Source organism: Brachyspira sp., assembly GCF_029258575.1.
Classification (GTDB): Bacteria; Spirochaetota; Brachyspiria; order Brachyspirales; family Brachyspiraceae; genus Brachyspira.
The window spans coordinates 34,779-60,184 of record NZ_JARHYI010000117.1; the positions used below are offsets into that span (position 1 = coordinate 34,779).

Below are 25,406 nucleotides of genomic sequence, written 5' to 3' on the forward strand. Positions count from 1 at the left end.
ATTATTTTATATTAGATTTCCTCCTTCTCTAAAATTATCTACTTTTTCTTTCAAAGTGTCATACAGTCTTAGGAAACTCGGTAGAGATAAATATACAGCAGTATCAACATCTACAGTACCTTCCTCTCTCATTTCATTCCCAAGTAAAAGCACTATTTCTTCATCATTTTGCAGTATGGCACTCCTATTACTGTATATGGCTCTTAATTTTTTCATATTATATTTTGTATTGTTTATTTTCATATTTTCTCCTTTTTTTATATTTTAAAGTAAAATATAATGTGATTGTTTATCATTATTTTTTATGTATTTAAAATATACTTTTTATTTTTAATAAGTGTTTAATGTAAAGTAATATATAGTTCTTATAACTTTAAAAAAGTATATATATCGTTTAAAAATGTATATTTCATACTCATTTCATATAATAAACGAGTGTGAATTTATTTGTTTTAAATAAAAAAATAAAATACTTGTTTTTTATGTATTTTTATTATATCATACAATATTAATAAAAAATTATTTTGAGTCCTAATATAGGGAAAGAGAAAAAGTTATTATGAAAAAAATTTTATTATTTATAATATTGCTGACAGTACAAGCTCATTCACAAATAATGACCCCAGAAAAAGTGGTAAGTATGATATCCAACAGATTTTTAACTATAAAAGGCTTTTCAGCAAATTTTGTAGAGAGAAATGGAGAAAAAGTATCTTCAGGTAATGTTATAACTAAAAATCCTAATTTATTTAGACTTCAGTATTCAAGTGGAGGAAATGGACAATCCGTATATTGTAATGGAGAAACTTTATGGATAATATTTCCTAGAAATAATGTAGTAGCGGAACAGAAATTAAATTATGGTGATACAGGTTCTATATACACAGCAGAAGGTATTATGAGATTAACTACTAAATTTAATATAGATTTTTATAATGAAAGAGAATTATTATCTGTTAATAGTTTTAATGATTCTGAATTGGGAATAGCTAAATATAATAGTTCTTATGCAGCAAATGATACTAGAAAAGCTTATCATATGCTTTTAACTTCCAAGCAGGCTAGTGTTGATAGAACAGGTTTTACTAAAATACATTTATGGGTTGATGATACAGGTATGATAATAAGAATATTGGGTATTACTACTACTAATGTTCCAGTGGAATATTTATTTACTTCTATTAGATATAATCCTCAGTATGAAGAAAATAATAAAGATTTTGAACCAGAGATACCAGAAGATATGCAGGTACTAAAAGATGGTTTGGTTCCTACTAATTAAATTTAAGGATTTATATGGAAACTATAGGTCAAATATTAAAAAATGCCAGAGAAAAGAAAGGACTAACTATAGAAGAATTAGAAGCTACTACTCATATAGTTGCGAAATTTATAAAGGCTTTGGAAAATGAAGAGTTTGATATACTTCCTGGCGAAATATATGTAAAAGGCTTTATAAAGAATTTAAGTGATAAGTTATCATTAGATGCTGATATGGTTCTTGAAAGATATAATTTGCAAAAGAATGGAAACAAATCTGAACAAGACTTAATAAAAAACAGTAAAGGTCTTAAAGTTATTAAAAAGAATAAAGAACAGGTAAAAGAAAATAAAGAACCTGATAATACTAAAGAAGCGGTAAAAGAAACAAGCACTAAAGAAAATATTAATACAGAAAAACATGAAGAAAAAACTATAAAAGAAACAAATAAAAAAAATAAAAATGTAAATTTAAATAGTAATGCCGAAGCTGATTTGTTATTTATGGCAAGAAGAGATTTATATAAATTAAGAAATAAAAATAAATCTATTGTTCCCACTATTATTATTATACTTGCCATTATAGTTGTTATAGCAGTTATAGCAGTCAATTGGAAAAATATAATAGGTTTATTTTCATCAGGAAATAAAAAACAAAATAGAAATAGAGCAGAGATATCAAAGAATATAGTTGATAGTAAGGCAAAGCAAAGTGTTAAGGTAGGGGATTTAATATACTTCAAGCCACTTGGAATATCCGCTACAATAAAATTTAATACAATAGGAAATGTACTTCATATTAATGTAAATGGTCAGGATTTATCATTTTCAAAGAGCAGTCCTATAATATTAGATTTGAATGGTAATGGAATAAATGATTTCAAGATAAGTGTTATAGAAGTTTATGATAATTCAGCCACTGTGGAGATGGAAAGACTTGAAGAAAACCAAATGGTTAATACTGGATATACCAATGATATTGATACAACTGAATTGAATAATACAAATTATAATAACACAATATCTACAAATCTACTAGTAATAAATGGTGAAACTTATATAGAACAGGATACTGAGAAGGTTGATATTAGAATAGAAATAACAGCTAAGCATTTTGTATATATAAGATATTTTATAGATTCAAACAGACCTGCTACTACAAACCTTTTAAGCGGAAAGACATTATATTTAGAGGCTAAAGATGTGGTTATGCTTACTATAGGTAATGCTGGAGAGGTGGTAGTTAAAGTTAATGGAAAAATCATCAATGTAGGTGCTGCTGGAGAAACTGTTAATAAGACTATAAAATGGGTTAAGAATTTGAACGATTCCACTAGATATAATCTTATTATGTTGGATACTAAATAATTTTTATATTTATTAAGAGGATAATTAATTTGCAAAATATATATTTACATAGTTTAGGATGCGAGAAAAATACGGTTGATGGAGAGCATATATTAGCTATACTTGAGAAAAACGGTTTTAATATTATTGATAATGCTGAAGATGCAGATATTATAATTATAAATACTTGTGCTTTTATAGAGGATTCCAAAAAAGAATCTATTGATGCTATATTTGATCATTCTATTTATAAGAAATATGGAAAATGTAAGAGATTAATAGTATCAGGCTGTATGAGCGAGAGGTATAAAGATAATTTTCTTGATATGTTCAAGGAAGTAGATTCTGCTATAGGTATATATGATTTAGAGAATATATTAAAAGCCGTAGGAAAAGATGGTTTTCATGATGCAAAAGAAAATATAGAATATAAAGAGTATGGCGATAGGGTAAATACAGGTACTAAGCATAGTGTGTATATAAGAATAAGCGATGGATGTCATGCCAATTGCAGTTTTTGTGCTATACCAAAAATTAGAGGTGATCATAGAAGCAGAAAGATTGAAGATATAGTAAAAGAGGCTGAAAATTATGCAGCAAGTGGAGCTAAAGAAATTAATTTAATAGCTCAGGAAACAACATTTTATGGATATGATATTTACAAAAAATTAGCTTTGCCTGATTTATTAAAGGCTCTTTCAAAGGTAGAAGGTATAGAATGGATAAGAGTGCTTTATCAAAATCCTGTTGTTTTAAATGATGAAATAATGGAATCATTTTTTACTATAGAAAAAGTAGTTCCTTATTTTGATATACCTTTGCAGCATGTTGATAAAGAAATATTAAAAGATATGAATAGAGGTACTAGAAGCTATAAATTCTATAGGGAAATGATAGAAAAAATAAGAAGCTATAATAATGATGCTGTTATAAGAACTTCTCTAATAGTAGGTTTTCCGGGAGAAACTGCTGAATCGTTCAAAAAATTAATAAAATTCGTAAGAAATGCCAAACTAGATAGGGTAGGAGTGTTTACATATTCAGAGGAAGAAAATACTAATTCCTTGCTTATAGATAAACCTAAAATGAGTAAAAATAAAAAATTAATGCTTAGAGAAAAACTTATGAAAGTTGCTATAGAAGTATCCGAAAAAAGACTAGAGAGATTTGTAGGAAGAACTATAGATGTATTAGTAGAAAAAAAGGAAGATGATGGCAGAATTATAGGCAGAAGTATATATGATGCTCCTGAAGTAGATGGTTATGTTGAAATATACAATGAAAATAATAGCAATATAAATATTGGGGATATAGTTAAAGTTGCCATTACACATAGTACAGAATATGATTTAATAGGCAATGCTATTTGATTAGGAGAACTGTGATATGAAGAAAAAAAATATAGAAAATGAATCCAATAGTAATGAAAAAAAATCGTTGAATAAATATGAAAATAGAGAAGAAGCTTTTAGGGCATATTTTGAAATAGTTACAAAGATTGTTTATACATTGAATTTAATATCCGATCGTAATGATATGCCTAGAAGACTTTCAAATAATATTGACAGGGCTTTGGGATATGATGATGAAATGCTCCCAAATAATGAAAAAATAGTAAATAATATTAATGAAATAGAGATACTAATCAATTCACTTAAAGGAGATGTGAAAAAAATATCCTCTTTTAAAAAATATAATTTTAATATAGAAAGATTTATATCAGAACAGAATTTAGATTTAGATGAGAGATATATATTGTATTCTGTATTAGTTTATACTATTTATGGGGATTCGATGTCTGCCATATCTATTAGAAGAATATTAGAACTTATTACATTAAATAATGATATATATATAAATAAATATCATTATTTTGAAAGTAATAATAAATTAATTTCCAGCGGTATATTTAATTTATCTCATGAACCATATCCAAGCGGTGGAATATTTGAAATTACAAATACACTAATAACATTCGTAAGTTCCAAAGTGATATTTGCATTTTTAGAAAAATATAATTATGACATTATATACAATATAATAAATAGTGAAGAAACTACTAAAAAGACTGCATCTGAATATGTAGGAAAATCTTCCAAATCCAGCATTTTAACCCCTAAAGAAATTATTGCAGAACTTAATAAAACAGTTATAGGTCAGGACGAAGCTAAAAAGGCATTAGCAGTGCATGCTTATTTACATTGTTTGAGAATCAACGGTAATAAAGATATACCATTCAGATCAAATATACTTATGATAGGTCCTACAGGTGTAGGTAAAACTTATCTAGTAAAGACATTAGCCGAGATATTAGATTTACCTTTTGCAAGGGCAGATGTTACTACTCTTACGGAAACTGGATATGTAGGAGATGATGTAGAAGTTGTTCTTTATAATCTCTATAGAAAGGCTAATGGAGATTTGGACAAGGCTCAATATGGTATAGTGTTTTTAGATGAGGTTGACAAAATAGCAAAAGCCGATGCTCATCAATCGACAACAGGTAACCCTTCTGACAAAGCTGTTCAGGAAGCACTTCTTTCTATGATGAATGGAGAGGATATAAGAGTTCCTGAATTTGGTGATAGAAGAATGATGCATTCCAGCGACGGTATACTTATGAACACTAAAAACATATTGTTTATATTCGGAGGTGCTTTTGTAGGACTTGATGATATTATAAAAATGCGTTTAAAAGGCGAGAGCAGTTTGGGATTTGGTTCCAATGCTGTTATTAATAAACTTCAGAAAAATAGGATACTTAGTCAGGTTGATGTTAAGGATATAGAAAAATATGGTATGATACCTGAATTTATAGGAAGAATACCTATAGTAGTAACTTTAAATGATCTTACCAAAGAAAATTTAAAAGATATCTTGACAAAAACTTCAGAATCTCCTATTATAAAATATACTGAATTTTTCAAAAGTATAGGTAAAAAATTAACAGTAACAGCAGATGCCGTAAATTTTATAGTGGATAAAGCAGCCAGTATGAATATGGGTGCTAGGTCATTAAAAAGTATAGTTGAAACTGCTATGGTAAATATACTTTTTAATTTAGATGGAGTAAAAGGTAATACGTTTACTCTCACTAAATATGATATAGAAAATGCATTTAGTGAGAAAGAGTTTGTAAATTCAGGCAATGATGATAAAAAAATAGACAATTCCAATAAGAATTTTTCCAAAGAATCATTTATGGCTTGATTTTACTTTATGTTTGTTTATTTGTTATAAATAATGTATGTATATTTATTATTTAAGACAGGTAATAATTGGAGTTTGTAGAGATGATAGTAACTAAAGAAAAAGAATTATTAAAAGATTATGAGTTAATAGAAGCACATAAAAAAGGTGATGTAGAAGCATTAGATATATTATTAACAAGATACAAAAATTATATATTTAATTTATCATACCGTTTTATGCATAATTATGAAGATGCTATGGATTTAACACAAGATGTATTGATACGCGTATATAAAGCAATAGATAGATATGAAGAACGTAACTATTTTAAAGGCTGGCTATATCGTATAATAAGCAATACAGCTATAAATATGTATTCTAAAGCATATAGAAGGGAATCTCCATATTTAGAAAAATTAGAAATAGTAGATGATAAAAGGTATAATACAGAAAAAGAATATGAGAGGATATACCTTCAGGAGAAAATATACAATGCTTCTAGAAAACTAAAAGGAAAACAGAGAGATGTCTTTATATTGAGATATTATGAGAATTACTCATATAAAGAAATAGCAGATATACTAAGTATATCAAGCGATTCAGCTAAGAGTAATTATTCTTATGCTCTTAAGAAAATGAAATCGCTATTAGAAAAAGAAAGGACTCTTTTATGAAATTACATGACATGATGCAATTTAAAAGCAAAATCGAAAAGAAAAGATATCATTTTGATTTGCCAAGTTTGCCTGATAGGGAATGGCAGTACATGCTTCAAAGGGCTAAAATGGAAAGTATGAATAAAAAAGAGCTTAATCCAATATATGCCTTTATGTGTTCTGTTAGATTATCATTGGCTCTATCAACAGCAATAGTTTTAGTATTGGCTTTGTCATTATTTTATGGAAATGATAATGATACTTCTATTAAAGCTAACACTGCATCATCTAATAAGACTACAGTAAATGTAGTTAATAGTAGTTTTATTTAAATTGTAAATCTATAATAGAAATTTTAATTATACATTAACATTTTTTTATGTTAATGTATAATTTTATATTATTTATAATAATTATTTCTATTATATCCGATAATTAGTAAAATATTTTTATATATGCTTTGAAAAAATGGCATATATGTGGGATTATAATATGTTTCAGTTTCATTTAACAAGTAAAGCAAAAAAAGTTATAGAATTATATGCTCAAGAGGAAGCTAAAAGATTAAATCATGATATGGTTACTCCAGAACATATACTTTTGGGGTTATTGCATGAATCTGAGGCTTTGGCAACAAGAGTTTTGATGAGATTGAAAATAGATTTAGACAGATTAAAGTTAGAATTAGAATCTGTCATGGTAAAATCTTCAACTACAAAAGTATTTGGAACTTTACCTACTGCTCCGAGAGTACAAAAACTTATAAGTAGATCTGCTGAAGAAGCTAGAGCTTTAAGCCATAACTATATAGGTACAGAACATCTTCTCTTGGGACTTTTAAGGGAAGAGAGTGGTACAGCTTATAATGTACTTACAGGTATGGGGCTTGAGCTTACAATATTAAGACAAGAAATATTGAAAATGCTTGGTGTGGCAGGAAGCAGTATATCCTCTTCAGAGCAAACGCATCAAGATGATAATGTTAAAAAAGTTAAAACTCCTACTTTAGATCAATTTGCACGCGATTTGACTAAAATGGCTAGAGATAAAGCTTTAGATAGAGTTATAGGCAGAGAAAATGAAGTTATGAGAGTTGTTCAAATTCTTTCAAGAAGAAAGAAAAATAATCCTATACTTTTGGGAGAGCCAGGAGTAGGTAAAACTGCCATAGTTGAAGGACTTGCAGAGAAGATAGTTGCTGCAGATGTACCTGATATACTTCTTAAAAAAAGAGTTCTTACTCTTGATTTATCTTCAGTTGTTGCTGGCACAAAATATAGAGGAGAATTTGAAGAGAGAATAAAAAATATAGTATTAGAAATTAAAAAAGCTAATAATATTATAATATTTATAGATGAGCTTCATACATTAATAGGAGCTGGAGGTGCTGAGGGAGCTTTAGATGCAGCTAATATGTTAAAGCCTGCACTTTCAAGAGGAGAGATTCAATGTATAGGGGCTACTACAATCAATGAATATAAAAAATATATAGAAAAAGATGGTGCTTTGGTAAGGAGATTCCAGTCCATTAATGTAGAAGAACCTAGTATAGAAGATACTATAGAAATATTAAATGGTATAAAATCTAAATATGAAGAGCATCATAAGGTAAAATATACAGATGAGTCTATTAATGCTGCTGCTATTTTAAGTAAAAGATATATTTTTGAAAGACATTTGCCTGATAAAGCTATAGATTTAATAGATGAGGCAGGTTCTAGAGCTAGACTTCTTAATATGACTAGACCTCAGGAATTCAAAGATTTAGAGAAGAGAATAGAAGAGCTCAATGAAGAGAAGAAAAATGTTGTGGATAATCAAAATTTTGAAGAGGCTGCTAAAATAAGAGATGAAATAAGTTCATTACAGGAAGAACTTTCTAGTAAAGAGGAGAAATGGCGTGAAGAGAGAGAAAAGATTGAAACTTATATAGAAGAAGATGATATAAGACATGTTATATCTGAAATAACTAATATTCCTATAAAGAGATTATTAAATTCAGAAAGTAAAAGACTTATAGATATGGAAGAGGAGATTCATAAAAAAGTTGTAGGACAGAAAGAAGCTATATCTTCTATATCAAAGGCTATAAGAAGAAGCAGGGCAGGACTTAAAACATCGAAAAGACCACTTGGAAGTTTTATATTTTTAGGACCTACTGGTGTTGGTAAAACTGCTTTAGCAAAAGTACTTTCAGAGTTCATGTTTGGAGATAGTGATGCACTTATTAGAATAGATATGAGTGAATTTATGGAGAAGTTTGCAGTGAGCAGACTTATAGGAGCTCCTCCCGGATATGTTGGTTATGAAGAGGGGGGTGGACTTACTGAAAAAGTAAGAAGAAAGCCTTATTCTTTAATACTATTCGATGAGATAGAAAAGGCTCATCCTGATGTTACTAATATCCTTTTACAGGTACTAGAAGAGGGGCAGCTTACAGATAATTTCGGCAGAAAGGTTGATTTCTCCAATACTATTATAATTATAACAAGCAATTTGGGTGCTAGAGATATTGTAAAGGGAAGTTCATTAGGTTTTAATGCCGTAGGAAGCGAAAAAGATGCTAATGATATTAAAAACTTTGCTTTGGAAGAATTAAAACAAACTTTTAATCCTGAGTTTTTAAATAGAATAGATGATATTATAGTATTCCATACTCTTAGTAAAGATGATTTGAAAGATATTATTAATATAATGCTTAAAGAACTTAATGATGCTATAAAAGAAAGAAATATAGTTATTAATTTAAGCGAAGAGGCTAAAAATTATATTATAGATAAGGGATTTGATAAGAAATATGGTGCTAGAAGTTTAAGAAGGGCTATACAGAAAGAGATAGAAGATTATGTGAGTACCGAGATATTATTCGGTAATATAGAAGATGGTAATACTATTGATGTTGATGCAAATGACGGCTCTTTGGTATTTTCTTATAGTAAGTCTGTTAAGACTGAAGATAAGGAACTATCTAAAAGTTAGTTTAACATACTCCTATAAATATTGAAGATGCTTCCAAAATTTTATAATAAAATTTTGGGGCGTCTTTTTATAATACTTCAATGATTTGTTAGTATTTTTCTGATTCTATAATTAGTATAATCTTTTTTACATCATAATCTATAATTATTAAATTAGTCCTCATATTCGTATATCTTTATTATATTATTAACATCATATCCGTTTATAATTATACCTTTCCATTGCATTTCTGTTTTATTTATACGATATTTTATATTTGGTTTTAGATATTTATTTTCATTAGATGTATTTTATCATTTTCATATTTTATATTATATACATTATTGGTTTATTAATATTGTAAGAAAAAAAATAAATATATATTTCATTTTATCGCACTATAATTAAGAAATATAATTTTTAGTTATATACTTACAACATTTTAAATATTACTTTAAGATTTTTTTATATTAAAATATATCTTATATTTATTAATTATAAAAAAGTTAAAATAAAAGGCCATGTACGATTTCACTCATACATAGCTCTTATTTTTAATTGATTATTTATTGAGCAGCTTCATTAGTATTGTTGTTATTATTATTTTGCTGCTGATTTTTCAATATTATAGCTTCATCATAAGTTATATATTGCATATTAGGATCATAAGTACCAGCTCTTTCTTCACCATTCATACTAGGTATAGTTAATACCTGTCCTGGTAATATTAAATCTGGATTATTAGGGTCTCTTAATACATTTCTGTTAGCCTGATATAATCTATACCATTGAATAGGATTATTATATATGAATGAATATCCAGCTATTCTCCATAAAGCATCTGTTAAAGGAGTTCTTTGTACAACTGTGTAATACATAGGAAGTACAGTAACTTTACCTTGAGTATTAACAGTTTGACCAGTAGTAGCATCTATAATCTGACCTGTTTCATTATTATTTTCAGTTTCTATTAAATCTCCATCTCCAGGTCTTTTAGGTCCCATTTCATATATAGCATTCATAGTCTTATTAGCTTCTTCTAATTTTTGTTTTGCTAAAGTATTATCATTATTATTTAAAGCATCTTCAGCATCTTTAATTATTTGAGAAAGATTTTTATCTTCATCACTGTCTGGAATTATATATCCTTCATCTTTTAATTGCTGATATCTAGCTTTAAGATCATCTAATTGTTTTTGATTTTCTTCTCTATCTATAGTACTATTAGCATTATTAAGTAAATCATCCATAGCTTTAGAAGCTTCTAACGCTTTTTGACTTGCAGTAGTAGGATCAGTTTCTACTACATTGTTAGCATCAGCTAAAAGGGTAGATATATTTTTATCTGTTTCATCACCTTTTGTTATAGTGTTATCGTTTACAAGATTATTATATTTTTCCTGAGCATTAGCTATATCTTGTTTAGCTTTAGCTATAGAATCATTTTTTTCTTTATCAAGAGATTCCTGTTCAGCTTTTAATCTAGCTTCCTCCTCAGCCTTTCTTTTAGCCTCAGCTTCTGCCTTAGCCTTTGCTTCAGCTTCTGCTTTAGCCTTTGCTTCAGCTTCTGCTTTAGCCTTTGCTTCAGCGGCAGCTTTAGCCTTTGCTTCAGCTTCTGCCTTAGCTTTAGCAGCCGCAGCAGCTTTCTCAGCCGCAGCCTTAGCGTCAGCCTCCGCTTTAGTTATTCCAGCAAGAGCCGCAGCAACATTCTGCTGTACACTAGCAAAGTTATCAGTTTGTAAAGCCTCATCAGCTTTAGTTAAAGCACCAGAAACAGCTTTATCATTATTATCACCTGCTTTTATGCTTTTACCCAAAGCGGCATTGTATTTTCCTCTAGCATCAGCTATAGCTTTAGATGCAGTATCTCTTTCTCTTCCTAAATATCCTTCTTTAACTGTATTAGCAGAAGCTAATGCATTATCAAAATACTGTAAAACAGTAGTAAAAGTGTTTGAAGCAGTATTAAACTCTTCATCATTTTGAGCAACTGTATCAGGAGAAGGTATACTTCCTATATTAGAATTTCCTTCTTCAAAGTATTTTACAGCCTCTTCATATTGAGTTTTAAATTGATTATCGCTTGCAGCACCCATTTGATTTATTTCATTGATAGCATTATTAGCTTCATTTTTTGTTTTATTTATTCTAGCGTTCATAAGTCTGTAGAATAAAGCCATAGAAGCTTTGTCTATACTTGCAGATGCTTCCTGAGATTTATCATAAGACTGTTGATACTGACCTTCATTTTGCAGAGTATTTGCTTCTTCTGTTATTCTTGCTGCATCCTCATAAGTTTGAGCAGGCAAGATAGACCATGTAAAAGATAATAAAGCTATAGTAGCTATTATTTTTTTTATTTTCATCATTTACTCCTTAAATATTAATTCTGTTCCTGTTCGAAGACTTCTATTTCCTGCATCATCTTTTCCAATTGTGCCAGACGCTCTTTTACCAATTTCAAAGCTTCGTCACTTCTATCAAATTGCTCTTTAGTTTTATTGTATAAATCTGTATAAGCAACTTTAGCTTGATAAAGTTTATCAACCATAACTCTATAATCTTTAGTTTCAGCTGTATACATTGCATTAGCTTCCTGATATACAGTATCAGCCTTAGCGAATTCATCGCCATACATTACACCAGCTTTGATATCAATAGCATTAGTTGCACTTTCATCTGTTTGTTTTTTTAGTATTTCAGAATATGGTGGCAGACCTTTATCTAAAACCACATTATAATTAGTTTCAGCTGTTAATAATAATTCTTTAGCTTTTGCAGCCTCATCTTTGTTTTCTTCTTTCATTATAACATCGGCTTCAGCATATCCTTTCTCAGCTATGTCAAAATCTTCTGGAGCGAATGTTTTTATCTCCGAATATTTGTTTACTACTGTATCTCTTAAAGCAGTTACTCTCTCATATTCTTTAACGGGTAAACCTCCGCAGGAAATGAGCATAAAAGCTATTAGAGTAATGAAACCTATTTGTATCTTCAATTTCATAATCAGTTTGATCCTCCCAATCTTTATAAAATATATTTTATGGCTTTTAAATTAATAAAACCATAATTATCAAAATAAGAAAAAAATATAATTGTATTTTATAACAAAAAAAAATAAATTATGTTAACTATATTATTATTAACGGTATAAAAGTCAAGAACATTCGTAGTTTTTTTGTTTTTTATGTACTTATAAATAAAATAAAAAAGGGACTTACAATCAGTTAGTCCCTTTTTAATATCAAAATTAATAAATAAAATTATTTATTAGATAAATATTTATCTATACCTGCAGCAGCTTTTTTACCGTCACCTATAGCTAAAATAACGGTAGCAGCACCTCTTGCAGCATCTCCTCCTGCAAATACTCCCTCTATAGAAGTAGCACAAGTTTCTTCATCTATTTCATAAGTACCTTTTCTAGTTGTTTTTAACTCTTTTACTTTTCTAGCTATAAGAGGATTTGGAGTAGTACCTATTGCTATAACTACAGCATCAACTTCTATATCCTCTGTTTGTCCTTCAACTGGAACGGTTTTTCTTCTTCCATCAGGATCAGGCTCTCCTAATTCCATAACTTGAGTTCTAATAGCCACAACATTATCATTTTCATCTCCAAGTATCTCTAAAGGAGATCTTAAGAATCTAAATTCTACACCTTCTTCAACAGCATGGTGAATTTCTTCCAATCTTGCTGGAAGTTCTTTTTCAGTTCTTCTATATATTATATATACTTTTTCAGCACCTAATCTCACAGCAGTTCTGCATGCATCCATAGCCACATTACCACCACCTAATACAGCAACTTTTTTATGTTTTATTACAGGAGTATCTACTTCAGGGAATTTATAAGCACCCATTAAATTAACTCTTGTTAAATATTCGTTAGCAGAATATACGCCACAGAAATGTTCTCCAGGTACATTTAAGAATACAGGAAGTCCTGCACCTGTTCCTAAAAATACTGCATCATATTCCTTTCTTAATTCTTGAAAATCTAAAGATATTCCTGCAACTTCATTTATTTTAAATTTTACGCCGTCTTTTTTAAGGTTTTCTACTTCATGGGCTACTAATTCTTTAGGCAAGCGGAATTCAGGTATTCCATACATTAAAACGCCACCTATTGTATGTAAAGCCTCCAATACTGTAACATCATAACCTAATTTTATTAAATCTCCTGCACATGCTAATCCTGCAGGACCAGCACCTACTATGCACACTTTCTTACCATTTTTTTCTACCTGTAATTTTTCATGTTTAGCATGTTTTCTTTCATAGTCAGCAACAAACATTTCTAATTTACCTATAGCAACAGGTTCAAATTTTTTACCAACTACACATCTCTCTTCACATTGCTCTTCTTGAGGACATACTCTGCCGCAAGCAGCTGGTAATGCATTAGTTTCTTTAATTTTTTTAGCTGCTTCTAAAAATTTCTTTTCTGCTATAAGACCTATAAATTCAGGTATCTTTACTTTAGCAGGACATCCATCCATACAATGCGGTTTCTTACAATCCAAACATCTTAAAGCTTCTTGATATGCCTGTTCTTCTGTATATCCTAGAGGAACCTCTTTGAAATCTTTTCTTCTTTCTTCTGCACTTCTTGTAGGCATTTCTTGTCTAGGTATTTCACCTAATTTTGATCTTTGTGGCATATATATCTCCTATTTATTTCAGGTATTTTAATATAATTAATAGTGTATAAATTATACTATAATTCTAAATATAATCAAGGCAATTATTATGTTTAAATGTAAAAATCTTATTATTAATTTAAATAACTATTGACTATAATCGTTTTTTATAATATAATTACGAGAATAGTTAGGTAAAAAAAATTATTATCATTTTTATCGGAGGAAAATAATGGCAAGAGTATGTGAAATATGCGGAAAAGGTAAACAAAACGGTCATAGTGTGAGTCACTCTAATATAAAAACTAAACGTTCTTTTAATGCTAATTTACAAAGCGTGAGAATAGAAGTAAACGGTGCAGTAAAAAAGGCATTAGTTTGTACTAAATGCATCAAAGGCAATAAAATATCTAAAGCTAAATAATAAAGGTTTTTTAAATTTCAGAATATAATGAATGTTGATATAGGTAAATTTGCTGGATTTTGTGACGGTGTTAAATATGCCGTTGAAAATACTTTTTCTCAAGCTGCTAAAAATGACAGTGAAATATATATAGATGGACATTTAATTCATAATCCTCAAACTCTTAATATGTTGGAAAATATTGGTGTAAAAACATATGAAGATGATGAGGATATGTCTGTTTTGGATAATAAAACTGTTATTGTAAGAGCTCATGGTATATCTCCAAAAAGAAGGGATGCTCTTTCTTCTCATGCCAAAAAAATAGTGAATCTTACCTGTAAATATGTAGCTAAAATTCAAGGTCTTGTAAAAAAACATAGTTCTTTAGGATATAGAATCATAGTGATAGGAAATCCAATGCATCCTGAAATAATAGGGGTTTGCGGATATGCTGATGATGTTTATGTTGTATATAAAGATGAAGATTTAAATGAACTTCCTGATGATTCTAAAAAAACTTTAATAGTAGCTCAAACCACATTACAAAAGTCTGTTTTTGATAAATTTGTAAATCAAATAAAAGATAAATATAAAGATACTGAAATAATAATTAAAAATACTATTTGTATAGCTACTGAACAAAGACAAAATGAAATATTAGATATTGCTAAAAGAAATGATGTTGTTCTTGTTATAGGAGGCTCTGAAAGTTCTAATACAAGAAATTTATATAATATTGCCTCTGCCATTAAACCAGCTTTTTATGTTGAATATAAAGAAGATTTAGAAAATATAGATTTATCGAATTATAAAAATATTGGAATTATGGCTGGTGCTTCCACTCCTGATTGGCTGATAGAGGATGTAGCACAGACTATAAAGGATAAATATGCAAGTAATATAACTAGAATCTTTTCAAAAATATTCGATTTTCTTAATTATGGTTATATTTTCTTTTCTGTAGGTGCTTTTTTAATGTCATATGCCATATATGATATATTATCACAGCCTTTTCAGTATAAAATTGGTATTATAACTGCATTATATTATTTGTATATGAGTTTGGGAAATGGATACAGTAATTATACTATTAGAATAAGTGATTATAGAAGATATTTATTCTATCAAACTAATAAAATATTTTTTATTTCATTGATGGTGGTAAGTGCTTTATTGATGTTTTATTTTGCTTATAAGGTTGATATTGGTATATTAATGCTTTCTATACTATCAAGTTTACTTGGGGTAGGGTATAATATTAGCTTTGAAAATAAATCTAGATTTGAATCTTCATTTTTCTTTAGATTGTTTAAAAAGCTTATACCATTCAAAGCAATAGTGATATCAGTTGCAGTTGTTGTATTGTTAAATGGTTCTATATTTATTATGCATAGAGATATATTCAGCAGAAATCCGTTTTTATATTTATTTTCTACTAGCATAGTATTTTTGTTCATGTTTATAAGACAAGCTTTGATAGAAATAAAATTTTCTCAAAGTGATAAAATAGCAGGGGCAGTAACTTTGACAACATATATAGATTCTCATAAATTAGCTATTATTACAGGTATAATACCCATTATATTGGCTTTATTTATGGTAGTTGGTATTATTATAGATAAGTTTTATTTAGAAATCGATAAATTAAAATATTTTGTTCCTATTATATACAGTAGCATTATATCATTTGTTGTTATGAAGAAGAAAATAATAACTAGCAGACATTTGTTTTCAATTTTAATAGATTCTCCTCTTTATGTATTATTTTTAGCGGCATTAATTAATATTTAATTTATAGAGTCCAAAAATTACAAAAACAGAAAAATTCAAATATTATATGCCTTATTAATTAACACCGCTTAATATCATTAATTTTTTTTCATAAATAATGAAGAAGATGAACCAGCAAGATGATGTCTTCTTAAATCTATAAGTTCGAATATTGTAGCAGAAGATAAACTTTCTCTTAAAGCTTTAGGAGATTTTAGTAATTTAATAATCTCTTCATTAACCATCCATTCTTCATCATAAACATTACTCATAGAATCTCTAGGTGCATAAATCATATTACTTCTAGCCAATACTATAAATCTATTATTTTCATCATAATATCCTAATTCACCTATAAAGTAAGCATGAGGCATAGCTAGATTAACATATCTATCACCATAAATGTAATTTACTTCTATTTCTTTATGGATTTCGCCGTTAGTTATATCATAACCAAATACATGGAATATTCTAACTGATATTCTTTTTCCTTTTAAAGAGTGGTAATTTATATCATCATCAGATATATCCCAATAGAAAAAACACCATTCAGGATCACGCATCATCAGTACTAATTTAGTTTCATTGTATCTATCAGGTAATTCTCTGACTATATCTACTTCATCAGGTATATATTTAGGCTCTTGTACTTCTTCTATTTCTTCTACTTTTTCTACATCTTTAACTTCTTTTTCAACTTTTTTCTTTGATGATACTTTTTTAGTTGTAGTTTTTTTAGCAGTAGTTGAAGTTGTTTTTTTACCAGCTGCAGATTTTACTGAAGCTTTTTTGGTTGTACTGCTTGATTTTTCTTCTACATCTTTTTTATCAGCTGCAGATTTTTTAGCGGGGGTTTTTTTAGTGCTTTTTTCAGCTGCTTTTTCTGTTTTTTTAGTAGCCATTAAATATCTCCATAAACTTATATTTTTCAAAAAATATTATAGAATAAATACTTTTATTGTCAACAATTAAATTTAGTTTTTTACTTTTTTAGTTTTACTAGATTTTAATTATGACGATAATAAATAAGATTGAAAAAATTTTATATATTATGTATATTTATTTTTATATGATATAGGAGATAAAATGAAATTAAAGATTAGTATATTTTTATTGTTTATTTTTCATATATTAGCATTTTCTCAAGAATCCTTATCAATACCTGTTACTCCTAGTAAGGATCAGGAATTGGATAAAATTGTAGGTTATGCTAGAACATTATCCGAATTTGATGGCAGTATAAATGCATATACAAAATTAAAAGCATATTTAAATGTTTTGGACTCTAAAGGAATGGCAGCTTTGAAATCACATCCTTCATATCCTATACTTGGAGATGTATATATGTATGGTGCTGTTTATCTTTCTAAAGAGTATAAAGAAGATAAAATAATTGAATTTTATAAAAAAGCTTTAGAATTAAGGGCAGATCCGAATTCTAATTATAGACTTGCAACAATATACAAAAAAAGATTTGATGAATCTGTAAAGAAAAATGATACTCAAAAAGAAAAAGAATATGGTAAAAAAGTATATGAGCATTTAAATACATATATGATATTATCAGGAAATAAATCAGCAAAATATAAAGAAATTCTTCAATATTTTAGTGCATATAAATAAAAAATTATGTTTTAGTATTGACATTTTTTTTTATTATGCTATAATGCTGAAATATTAAAAATAATCCGAGATAGCTCAGTCGGTAGAGCAGGTGACTGTTAATCACCGGGTCGCAGGTTCGAGCCCTGTTCTCGGAGCATATTGAAGCTCCCATTTCAGGGAGTTTTTTTATTATTCTATTTTTTCTTAATATACTTCTTTATAAATCTACTTATAATCATAATAAAACCCATTATAGCCGATACTCCAAAACCTACCATTCCTATAACAGATGTTCCATGAAATAGGGGAGGAATATTACTTGTTATTATCAAAGCACTAGCCATAATCAATGAAGCTAGAACTATAGAATAGCTTAATCTATCAGCTAAAGCATCCAAAGTATTGGATAATGATTCCAATTTTCTATGTTCAAGCTGAATTTTCATGCCTCCTTTTTTTATAACAGTAAGTAAATCTCCTATATCTGTTGGAAGTTCTTTTAATATGCCAGTATAATCATAAAATAATTTTTTGAACTGTTTAAATAAATTATTAGGCTTCATCTGTTCTCTTACATATTTGAAAGCAAAAGGTTTAATATGTTCTATCAGCTTTACATCTTTATCCAAATTTCTAGCAACACCCTCAAGTACTATCAAAGATTTGATTAAAAGCATAATATTGCTAGGTAAAGTTAATCTAAATTCTCTTATTATATAAATAAGCTCATTGAATACATCTTCTATATTAATATTATCTAAAGGCATATCAACATATTTGCTTACTAGAACAAATATTGCCATATTAAATTCATCCATATTTTTTATTTCAGCATGATAACATAAATCAAGTATTGCCTTTGATAATTCTAAATAATCACCAGAACTGATACTCATGATTATAGAAGAAAATGCTTCTTTAGAATTTGGAGGAATAAACCCTATCATACCGAAATCTAAAAAACATAAAACATTATTTTCTAAAGCCATCAAATTTCCTGGATGAGGATCAGCATGAAAAAATCCAAGCATAAATATTTGTTCTAATACAGAATCAATACCTATAGATACAAGTTTTTTTCTATCATATTTTTCATCATCAGGCGATATATCAGATATTTTTATGCCTTCTATATATTCCATAGTCAATATACTTTTTGTACTGTATTCTTCATATATTTTTGCTATTTTTATATTTTTATTATTTTTAAAATATCTTGCAAATTTGAGAGTGTTATTCTTTTCAAAATTGAAATCCAATTCCTGCAAAAGCTGTGCTTTAAAAGCTGTTATTAATTTCTGAGGCTGCATTAAAACAAATTCCTCATTATACTTTTCTATGATATTTGAAAGCCATGTAATAACCTCTATATCCATAAGTATATTTTCTTCTATGTTAGGTCTTTTTACTTTAACAGCAACTTTTTCTCCATTTTTTAATACACCAGTATGAACCTGAGAAATAGAAGCACTAGCTTTTGGTTTTACATCAAATGTTTCAAAAATTTCATCTATTTTTTTACCTAGATCTGTTTCTATAATATTGATAGCCTCTTTTTCATCAAAAGGCTTTACATGATTTTGAAGTTTACTAAGTTCATCTATTATATCTCTAGGTAATATATCATTTCTATTAGATAATATTTGTCCTAGTTTGATAAAAGTAGTACCTAAATCTTCGCAGGCCATTCTAATTCTTTCGCCTCTGCTGTATTTACGCAAATCAATACCATTATGTTTTATATTAATTTTGTCTATTGGATTTTTTATTATTTTCAATATTGGTGTTATAGATATAATATCTCTGAAACCATAGGATATTATTATAGAAATTATTTCTCTAGCCCTGTTTATAAATTTCATGTTATTCATTTTCCATTCCCTATAAAAAAATGCATTATTAAAAGTATATAAATAATTTTAACAATGCATTTATAATCAATTCTGATAATAATTATTGCTTATTCTTTTGCAAAGATTCTTTTAATTCTTCTAATTCTTTTCTCATAGAGTCGTATTCTTCTTTTCTTACATAGCCAATTTTATCAATAGCTTTTTTTACTCTCTCATCTATGAATTGAGTTACTTCATCTTTAGTTTCAGAAGCTTTGCTTACCATATCCTTTACAAATTTTTCTCCCTCTTCAGCACTTACATTTTTATCTTTAATAAATTCGCGTGCAGCTTCTTCTAATTTCTCTTTACCTTTAAGCATCATTCCAATGCCTGAATAAAATCCTGATTTAATATCGTCTGATAATGACATGATGTCCCCCTTGTATCTATTACTTAATTTTTATCATTACAAAATAAAAAGTCAATATAAAATAATTAACTTTTCTATTTATAAAACCTATTATATGCTATTTTATAAAAGATAAATTATTTTTTAGTTATATAATATTTTTATCTACAGCATCAAAATAGCAGGCCATAAAATCGCCTTCTCCATTTTCAAAATCATTAACCATAGCAGCAACTTTTTTATTAAGTTCTTTTATCATAATATATGCTATTTCCTGAGCCTTACTCTCTGTTATATCAGTATTATTTTTTTGAATATTTTTTATAACTTTATTTACATTTACTCTTTTATATACTCCGTCGCTATCCACTTCTAAACTCCTTTATTAAATATGACCTTCTTTTTTCAAATTTGATTTAAGTACATCGATATCGCTTACAATATCTATAATATCTTCCTTTTGTATATTTTCTAATATATTATTTAAATATTTTGTAACTGATTCTATAGATTCTTCTATGTTAGATTTTATATTATTGGAATTTTCAGTATTTGAAGATGATAAATCTATATATGAATTAATGAGTTTCAATGTTGTAGGTATATTATATTCAAGCATTTTTTTCAAATATTTTACTGACTGTTCTTTTTTATCATCATCATCATTTATAATTTTGTCTATAATGTATTTAAATATATTATTTAAATTCTTAACTTTAGATGAAAAATTATAGTCATATATTTGGCTAACTGAATTATTAATTGATTCGTAATATTCCAATGCTTTTTCAATTACTGGGTTTTCATTTTTGTCTGAATCTTTTTTATTAACATAACTATATTCTATATCTATAGCATCATTAAATTTATCATTATTGTATCCATTTTTATTTAAATTTTCTCTATATTCTTTATTATATATGGAATCAAAATCTTTTTCACTCATAAATATAAATCTGAGTAAATCTATAATGCATAATAAATATGGTATGCCTGTCCAGAAAAATAAAATATATAATATTCCTCTTTTATTCTGTCCTAGATAAAATTTTTGTATTCCGATTCCTCCAAATATCAAAGAAAGTGCAGAACATATTATAGCTTTAATTCTTTTTCTCATTTATAATAAACCTAAAATATTTATTGTTATATAATATCAAAGTATTAATTTTTAACAAGTAATTTTTTATATGTACTTTATATTAAATTTTTTATTGAAGCGGATAGAATTATGAAAAAGAAATTAGAATTACAGACTACAACTCTTTGGGATTATCCATCTCAGCAGTATTTAAAAAGTGAAGAAGAAAAACATAAACATTATATAGGTGCTACACCTTCATATATAATATGGAATTTAATTAATAAATATACAAAGGAAAAAGATTTAATTGTTGATCCTATGGCTGGAAGTGGAACTACTGTTGATGTGGCTAGAGAACTTGGAAGAAGGGCATTAGGTTATGATATAAACCCTAAAGCATTACAAAGAAAGGATATTTTTAAAGCTGATGCTAGAAAAATACCTATAGAAGATGAAAAAGTAGACTTTGTATTTATAGATCCTCCTTATAGTACGCATGTAAATTATTCTGATGAGAAAAACTGCATTGGAAAACTTACTGCAAAAGAAAATGAATATTATGAAGCTATGGAAAAGGTTATTAGTGAAATATTTAGAATAATGAAAAAAGATAGATATATGTCTTTATATGTTTCTGATTCTTATGAGAAGGGATTTCCTTTTATGCCTATAGGATTCAAACTATTTGAGATAATGTCTAAATATTTCATGCCAATAGATATAATATCTGTTGTTCGTCATAATAAAAATCTCAATAAAGGTAATTATCATATAGCAGCAGTGGAAAATAATTTTTATTTGAGAGGATTTAATTATCTTTTTATAATGTATAAAAAAAGCAATAAAACAATAGATAGAAATGGAAAGCTACATCTTCGAAATTTATAATTATTTTAATATTTAAAAAATAAAAAAGCAGAGAGTATATTTAATCTCTGCCTTTTTATTAAAATTTATTTATTTCAAATAATTCATATCTTTAGGAATATAATCATCTATTACCGTAGCTTGTTTTAGATTTCTTCTTCCCTGCATAGACATTATATTATAAGAAGCGGCACCAACATTTTGATTATCTATAAGTATAGTTCTTTTCTCCATTCTTTCTAAATCTATATTTGAAGTTCTTACCTGATCGAAATATTCACTAGCCAATACAAAATGTTTAAATGCTTCTTGTTCATTAATAATATTATTTGTAACAGTGGAATTATGAGCATAAGCCACACCTATATTGTTATAAAGACTAGCTAAATAACTTACAAGTATAAAGTCGCTTTCCATACGCATTTCCAATCTTCCCAATCTGTCTCTTTTTGCCAATATTTGACTTAAAGCATTTCTATAAAAACCATTGGCTAAATTAGCTTTATCCAAATGTAAAAGTGAATTACCCAATGCATAGGACACTACACTATTACTAGGATTTTTTTGGAATAAAGCATTAAATCCTTCAAAAGCTCTGTCGTATTCACTATCTAAATAATATATCCAAGATAAATTATATAGAAGTTTATCGCTTCTTAAATTAGGAGCTAAATTATCATAAGCCATTTGATAATGCTCTTTTGCTTTAGGATAATCTTTTTCTTTATAGAAGTATACATTACCTAAATTATAATTAGCATCTGGATAAGCTGCATTTATAGCCAAAGCTTCATTAAAGTTTTTAACAGCATTTCCATATTCTCCTAAATTATAATATATCTGACCTAGCATATTATATACATATTCTTTTCCTCTATAGAAAGGATCTGATTCATATATAGGCAATGCTGTTGAAGTTAATATTTCTCTAGCTCTGTCATAATGTTTTAATCTAGTTTCATAATCTGCATATCCTATTACCGATTCCAAATTTTTAGGATATGCCGCTAAAAGACTTTCAAATAATTTTCTTGAGCCGTAAAAATCATCTTTATCAAGAAGATATTTTGCCAATTTAGGATATACTTCATCATCAATATAACCTGATTGTAATAGATTAATATGATTTTGAATAGCTTTCACTTGCTTATAATCATCTTGATAGATTTTTATAAGCATTACTCTTTTTCTAGGAACAACTCCGTCACCAAAGAAATTAACCATATCTCTGTAATTATTATAGGCTATATCATAATAATCAGGCTCTAACATATTTTTTGCTCTGCTTATCATAAGAAGTCCGCGTTCATCATATATGGTTTCTTTTTCTTTTTTCTTCTCAGTATAAACAAGCATATCATTGTAAAGCTCTTCACCTAAAATATAATCTTCCTGAGAGAATTCTTTTTCTCCTTTTTTTCTATAATAGAATCCGTAAGTTATTCTAGTTTCAAAATCTCTAGGTTTTATATTCAAAGCACTTTGTATTTTATTATTTGCTTCATTAAATGTTTCTCTAGCAATATAGGCTCTAGCATATTTATTATACCATTTTATTTGTTTAGGCTGATATCTTTCACCTTCAGCAAAATTTCTCTCGGCATCATCATAAGTACCTTTTGATATACTCACTAAACCTTGACTATAATATTTATTTGCCATCATAGGTTTATAAATGAATTGGAAAGAGAATAATACTATTGCTATAAATAATATTAAGAATACAGCAGCAACTCTGATTATTTTAGCATAATCTTTTAATGAATTAGGTATAGGTATTAATTCTAATATATTTTTTCTGCCTTCTTCTTGAAGACTCAAACCTAATTTTTTATTCAATAATTCTGTAATGTTTTCACTAGACTCTCCACGTTCTAAAGCATTAAGTAAATATTCCATAGAATCTCTGTCTAGTTTTTCATTAAGTATAGCATCCAAAACATGGTATTGTGTAATAGGAGATAGATATCTTATAGAATTAATAACCTTATCATGATCTATATTACTACCCAAATCTTCATATTTGGAATTAGGCAAAGAATCAGCAGTTTCAGGAGCAGGAAGAACAGTACCTCCTTCAACTATATTGTTTGAAGGTATATTACTGTCTTCATTATCTATATCTATATCATTTAAATCTAGCTCATGATCTTCTTCTGATTTATCTTCATCTGCAATATCATCTAAATCTTCATTACCGTTTTGAGTTTTTTCTTCTTCATCTTTAGTTTCTTCTTGCTCATCTAATATACTATCTAAAGACAAGTCATCATCTTCCTCATCTTTAACTTCTTCTTGAGTTTTTTCTTCTTCATCTTTAGTTTCTTCTTGCTCATCTAATATACTATCCAAAGACAAATCATCATCTTCCTCATCTTTAACTTCTTCTTGAGTTTTTTCTTCTTCATCTTTAGTTTCTTCTTGCTCATCTAATATACTATCTAAAGACAAATCATCATCTTCCTCATCTTTAACTTCTTCCTGAGTTTTTTCTTCTTCATCTTTAGTTTCTTCTTGCTCATCTAATATACTATCTAAAGACAAATCATCATCTTCCTCATCTTTAACGTCTTCTTGAGGTTTTTCTTCTTTGTCTTTTACTTCTTCTAATAGATCATCATTATTCAATATATTATCTAAATCACCTAAACTAGAATCTTCATCTTCTAATATATCATCTAAATTATCAGCTATTCCTTCAATATCTAAATCATCAGAAGCATTTTCATCAATATCCATATCAGGAAGATCAGGTAAATCATCATTATTTTCTTTATGTATATTTTCATCTATATTAGGTAAACTATCAGGTAAAGGTAAATCACCAAATGTAGGTAATTTCTCTGAATGAATATCATCATACTTTTCATTATCTTTGATATCTTTTTCTATTTTTTCTTCTAATTCTTTATCTTCAGGTAAATCTAAGCTATCTATATCAGCGGATACTTTATCATTGTCTGAACTATCATCTAAACCTAAATCTTCAGGCAATCCTAAATCATCATCATCTGAATCTAAATCTTCAGGTAAATCTAAATTATCTATATCAGCGGATACTTTATCATTGTCTGAACTATCATCTAAACCTAAATCTTCAGGCAATCCTAAATCATCATCATCATCTGAATCTTCAGGTAAATCTAAATTATCTATATCAGCAGATACTTTGTCATCGCCTAAATCTTCGGGCAAGTCTAAACCATCGTCAGATTCTTTATTATCATCTAAATCCAAATCTTCAGGTAAATCTAAATTATCTATATCAGCAGATACTTTGTCATCGCCTAAATCTTCAGGCAAGTCTAAACCATCATCAGATTCTTTATTATCATCTAAGCCCAAATCTTCAGGTAAATCTAAATTATCTATAT

Annotated in this window: 21 protein-coding genes and 1 tRNA gene; 12 read left to right on the plus strand and 10 right to left on the minus strand. The window is 27.8% G+C overall.

Going from position 1 to position 25,406, the window contains the following annotated elements:
• Positions 1-6: 6 nt before the first annotated feature.
• Complete coding sequence (locus Q1J76_RS08965; protein WP_300369745.1) at positions 7-243, minus strand: DUF3467 domain-containing protein; 237 nt, start codon at positions 241-243, stop codon at positions 7-9.
• A 316-nt stretch (positions 244-559) separates the two neighbouring features.
• On the opposite strand from Q1J76_RS08965, the gene Q1J76_RS08970 reads away from it, so the two are divergent.
• The 7 genes from Q1J76_RS08970 (at position 560) to Q1J76_RS09000 (ending at position 9,434) form a co-directional block, all read left to right on the plus strand.
• Complete coding sequence (locus Q1J76_RS08970; RefSeq protein ID WP_300369746.1) at positions 560-1,282, plus strand: LolA family protein; 723 nt, start codon at positions 560-562, stop codon at positions 1,280-1,282.
• A 14-nt stretch (positions 1,283-1,296) separates the two neighbouring features.
• Complete coding sequence (locus tag Q1J76_RS08975; RefSeq protein ID WP_300369747.1) at positions 1,297-2,628, plus strand: helix-turn-helix domain-containing protein; 1,332 nt, start codon at positions 1,297-1,299, stop codon at positions 2,626-2,628.
• Positions 2,629-2,657: 29 nt separating this feature from the next.
• Positions 2,658-3,977 (plus strand): 30S ribosomal protein S12 methylthiotransferase RimO, encoded by a 1,320-nt coding sequence (rimO, locus tag Q1J76_RS08980; RefSeq protein ID WP_300369748.1) that lies wholly within the window; start codon positions 2,658-2,660, stop codon positions 3,975-3,977.
• A 16-nt stretch (positions 3,978-3,993) separates the two neighbouring features.
• The gene (clpX, locus tag Q1J76_RS08985) at positions 3,994-5,817 is read left to right on the plus strand and encodes an ATP-dependent Clp protease ATP-binding subunit ClpX (RefSeq protein ID WP_300369749.1); all 1,824 of its coding nucleotides are present in this window, start codon (positions 3,994-3,996) and stop codon (positions 5,815-5,817) included.
• Positions 5,818-5,900: 83 nt separating this feature from the next.
• Positions 5,901-6,473 carry an RNA polymerase sigma factor gene (locus tag Q1J76_RS08990; RefSeq protein WP_300369750.1) on the plus strand — a complete coding sequence of 191 codons (573 nt, stop codon included), beginning with the start codon at positions 5,901-5,903 and terminating at the stop codon, positions 6,471-6,473.
• Positions 6,470-6,787 (plus strand): hypothetical protein, encoded by a 318-nt coding sequence (locus tag Q1J76_RS08995; protein ID WP_300369751.1) that lies wholly within the window; start codon positions 6,470-6,472, stop codon positions 6,785-6,787. The genes Q1J76_RS08990 and Q1J76_RS08995 overlap by 4 nt, the downstream gene beginning before the upstream one ends.
• A 160-nt stretch (positions 6,788-6,947) precedes the next feature.
• Entirely contained in the window at positions 6,948-9,434 is a 2,487-nt protein-coding gene (locus tag Q1J76_RS09000; protein ID WP_300369752.1) for an ATP-dependent Clp protease ATP-binding subunit, read from the plus strand.
• Between the two features lie 545 nt (positions 9,435-9,979).
• Here Q1J76_RS09000 and Q1J76_RS09005 read toward each other — a convergent pair.
• The 3 genes from Q1J76_RS09005 to gltA form a co-directional block, all read right to left on the minus strand.
• Positions 9,980-11,782, minus strand: coding sequence for a LysM peptidoglycan-binding domain-containing protein (locus Q1J76_RS09005; RefSeq protein ID WP_300369753.1), 1,803 nt, complete (start codon positions 11,780-11,782; stop codon positions 9,980-9,982).
• A 14-nt stretch (positions 11,783-11,796) separates the two neighbouring features.
• A complete protein-coding gene (locus Q1J76_RS09010; RefSeq protein ID WP_300369754.1) occupies positions 11,797-12,417 on the minus strand; it encodes a hypothetical protein in 621 nt (206 codons plus the stop codon).
• Between the two features lie 259 nt (positions 12,418-12,676).
• Positions 12,677-14,077, minus strand: coding sequence for an NADPH-dependent glutamate synthase (gene gltA, locus Q1J76_RS09015; protein WP_300369755.1), 1,401 nt, complete (start codon positions 14,075-14,077; stop codon positions 12,677-12,679).
• 211 nt (positions 14,078-14,288) lie between these two features.
• On the opposite strand from gltA, the gene rpmB reads away from it, so the two are divergent.
• Together rpmB and ispH are read left to right on the plus strand one after the other, a co-directional pair.
• Positions 14,289-14,480, plus strand: a complete 192-nt coding sequence (rpmB, locus tag Q1J76_RS09020; RefSeq protein WP_300369756.1) for a 50S ribosomal protein L28 — start codon at positions 14,289-14,291, stop codon at positions 14,478-14,480.
• A gap of 27 nt (positions 14,481-14,507) precedes the next feature.
• Positions 14,508-16,253, plus strand: coding sequence for a 4-hydroxy-3-methylbut-2-enyl diphosphate reductase (ispH, locus tag Q1J76_RS09025; protein WP_300369757.1), 1,746 nt, complete (start codon positions 14,508-14,510; stop codon positions 16,251-16,253).
• Positions 16,254-16,330: 77 nt separating this feature from the next.
• On the opposite strand, the gene Q1J76_RS09030 is transcribed toward ispH, so the two are convergent.
• Complete coding sequence (locus tag Q1J76_RS09030) at positions 16,331-17,134, minus strand: DUF4912 domain-containing protein (protein WP_300369758.1); 804 nt, start codon at positions 17,132-17,134, stop codon at positions 16,331-16,333.
• A 184-nt stretch (positions 17,135-17,318) separates the two neighbouring features.
• On the opposite strand from Q1J76_RS09030, the gene Q1J76_RS09035 reads away from it, so the two are divergent.
• Positions 17,319-17,855, plus strand: a complete 537-nt coding sequence (locus Q1J76_RS09035) for a hypothetical protein (protein WP_300369759.1) — start codon at positions 17,319-17,321, stop codon at positions 17,853-17,855.
• Positions 17,856-17,919: 64 nt separating this feature from the next.
• A tRNA-Asn gene (locus Q1J76_RS09040) sits at positions 17,920-17,992 on the plus strand.
• Positions 17,993-18,031: 39 nt separating this feature from the next.
• Here the strand turns inward: Q1J76_RS09040 and Q1J76_RS09045 are convergent.
• The 4 genes from Q1J76_RS09045 to Q1J76_RS09060 all read right to left on the minus strand — a co-directional run bounded on the left by Q1J76_RS09045 (position 18,032) and on the right by Q1J76_RS09060 (position 21,201).
• The gene (locus tag Q1J76_RS09045; RefSeq protein WP_300369760.1) at positions 18,032-19,708 is read right to left on the minus strand and encodes an ABC1 kinase family protein; all 1,677 of its coding nucleotides are present in this window, start codon (positions 19,706-19,708) and stop codon (positions 18,032-18,034) included.
• 82 nt (positions 19,709-19,790) lie between these two features.
• Positions 19,791-20,102, minus strand: a complete 312-nt coding sequence (locus tag Q1J76_RS09050) for a phasin family protein (protein WP_300369761.1) — start codon at positions 20,100-20,102, stop codon at positions 19,791-19,793.
• 127 nt (positions 20,103-20,229) lie between these two features.
• The gene (locus Q1J76_RS09055; protein ID WP_300369762.1) at positions 20,230-20,451 is read right to left on the minus strand and encodes a hypothetical protein; all 222 of its coding nucleotides are present in this window, start codon (positions 20,449-20,451) and stop codon (positions 20,230-20,232) included.
• A gap of 15 nt (positions 20,452-20,466) precedes the next feature.
• A complete protein-coding gene (locus Q1J76_RS09060; RefSeq protein ID WP_300369763.1) occupies positions 20,467-21,201 on the minus strand; it encodes a TM2 domain-containing protein in 735 nt (244 codons plus the stop codon).
• 111 nt (positions 21,202-21,312) lie between these two features.
• On the opposite strand from Q1J76_RS09060, the gene Q1J76_RS09065 reads away from it, so the two are divergent.
• Entirely contained in the window at positions 21,313-22,053 is a 741-nt protein-coding gene (locus tag Q1J76_RS09065) for a DNA methyltransferase (protein ID WP_300369764.1), read from the plus strand.
• Between the two features lie 69 nt (positions 22,054-22,122).
• On the opposite strand, the gene flcA is transcribed toward Q1J76_RS09065, so the two are convergent.
• Positions 22,123-25,406: periplasmic flagellar collar protein FlcA (gene flcA / locus Q1J76_RS09070; RefSeq protein WP_498034137.1), on the minus strand; the 3,284-nt coding region annotated here is incomplete at its 5' end.

Coding starts and splice junctions, on each gene's coding strand:
- Q1J76_RS09030 (WP_300369758.1), bottom strand. CDS start 17,134: ATGGCTACTAAAAAAACAGAAAAAGCAGCTGAAAAAAGCACTAAAAAA.
- clpX (WP_300369749.1), top strand. CDS start 3,994: ATGAAGAAAAAAAATATAGAAAATGAATCCAATAGTAATGAAAAAAAA.
- Q1J76_RS09050 (WP_300369761.1), bottom strand. CDS start 20,102: ATGTCATTATCAGACGATATTAAATCAGGATTTTATTCAGGCATTGGA.
- Q1J76_RS09045 (WP_300369760.1), bottom strand. CDS start 19,708: ATGAATAACATGAAATTTATAAACAGGGCTAGAGAAATAATTTCTATA.
- rpmB (WP_300369756.1), top strand. CDS start 14,289: ATGGCAAGAGTATGTGAAATATGCGGAAAAGGTAAACAAAACGGTCAT.
- Q1J76_RS08965 (WP_300369745.1), bottom strand. CDS start 243: ATGAAAATAAACAATACAAAATATAATATGAAAAAATTAAGAGCCATA.
- Q1J76_RS09005 (WP_300369753.1), bottom strand. CDS start 11,782: ATGATGAAAATAAAAAAAATAATAGCTACTATAGCTTTATTATCTTTT.
- Q1J76_RS09000 (WP_300369752.1), top strand. CDS start 6,948: ATGTTTCAGTTTCATTTAACAAGTAAAGCAAAAAAAGTTATAGAATTA.
- Q1J76_RS09060 (WP_300369763.1), bottom strand. CDS start 21,201: ATGAGAAAAAGAATTAAAGCTATAATATGTTCTGCACTTTCTTTGATA.
- Q1J76_RS09010 (WP_300369754.1), bottom strand. CDS start 12,417: ATGAAATTGAAGATACAAATAGGTTTCATTACTCTAATAGCTTTTATG.
- Q1J76_RS09065 (WP_300369764.1), top strand. CDS start 21,313: ATGAAAAAGAAATTAGAATTACAGACTACAACTCTTTGGGATTATCCA.
- Q1J76_RS08995 (WP_300369751.1), top strand. CDS start 6,470: ATGAAATTACATGACATGATGCAATTTAAAAGCAAAATCGAAAAGAAA.
- ispH (WP_300369757.1), top strand. CDS start 14,508: ATGAATGTTGATATAGGTAAATTTGCTGGATTTTGTGACGGTGTTAAA.
- Q1J76_RS08970 (WP_300369746.1), top strand. CDS start 560: ATGAAAAAAATTTTATTATTTATAATATTGCTGACAGTACAAGCTCAT.
- Q1J76_RS08975 (WP_300369747.1), top strand. CDS start 1,297: ATGGAAACTATAGGTCAAATATTAAAAAATGCCAGAGAAAAGAAAGGA.
- Q1J76_RS09035 (WP_300369759.1), top strand. CDS start 17,319: ATGAAATTAAAGATTAGTATATTTTTATTGTTTATTTTTCATATATTA.
- gltA (WP_300369755.1), bottom strand. CDS start 14,077: ATGCCACAAAGATCAAAATTAGGTGAAATACCTAGACAAGAAATGCCT.
- Q1J76_RS08990 (WP_300369750.1), top strand. CDS start 5,901: ATGATAGTAACTAAAGAAAAAGAATTATTAAAAGATTATGAGTTAATA.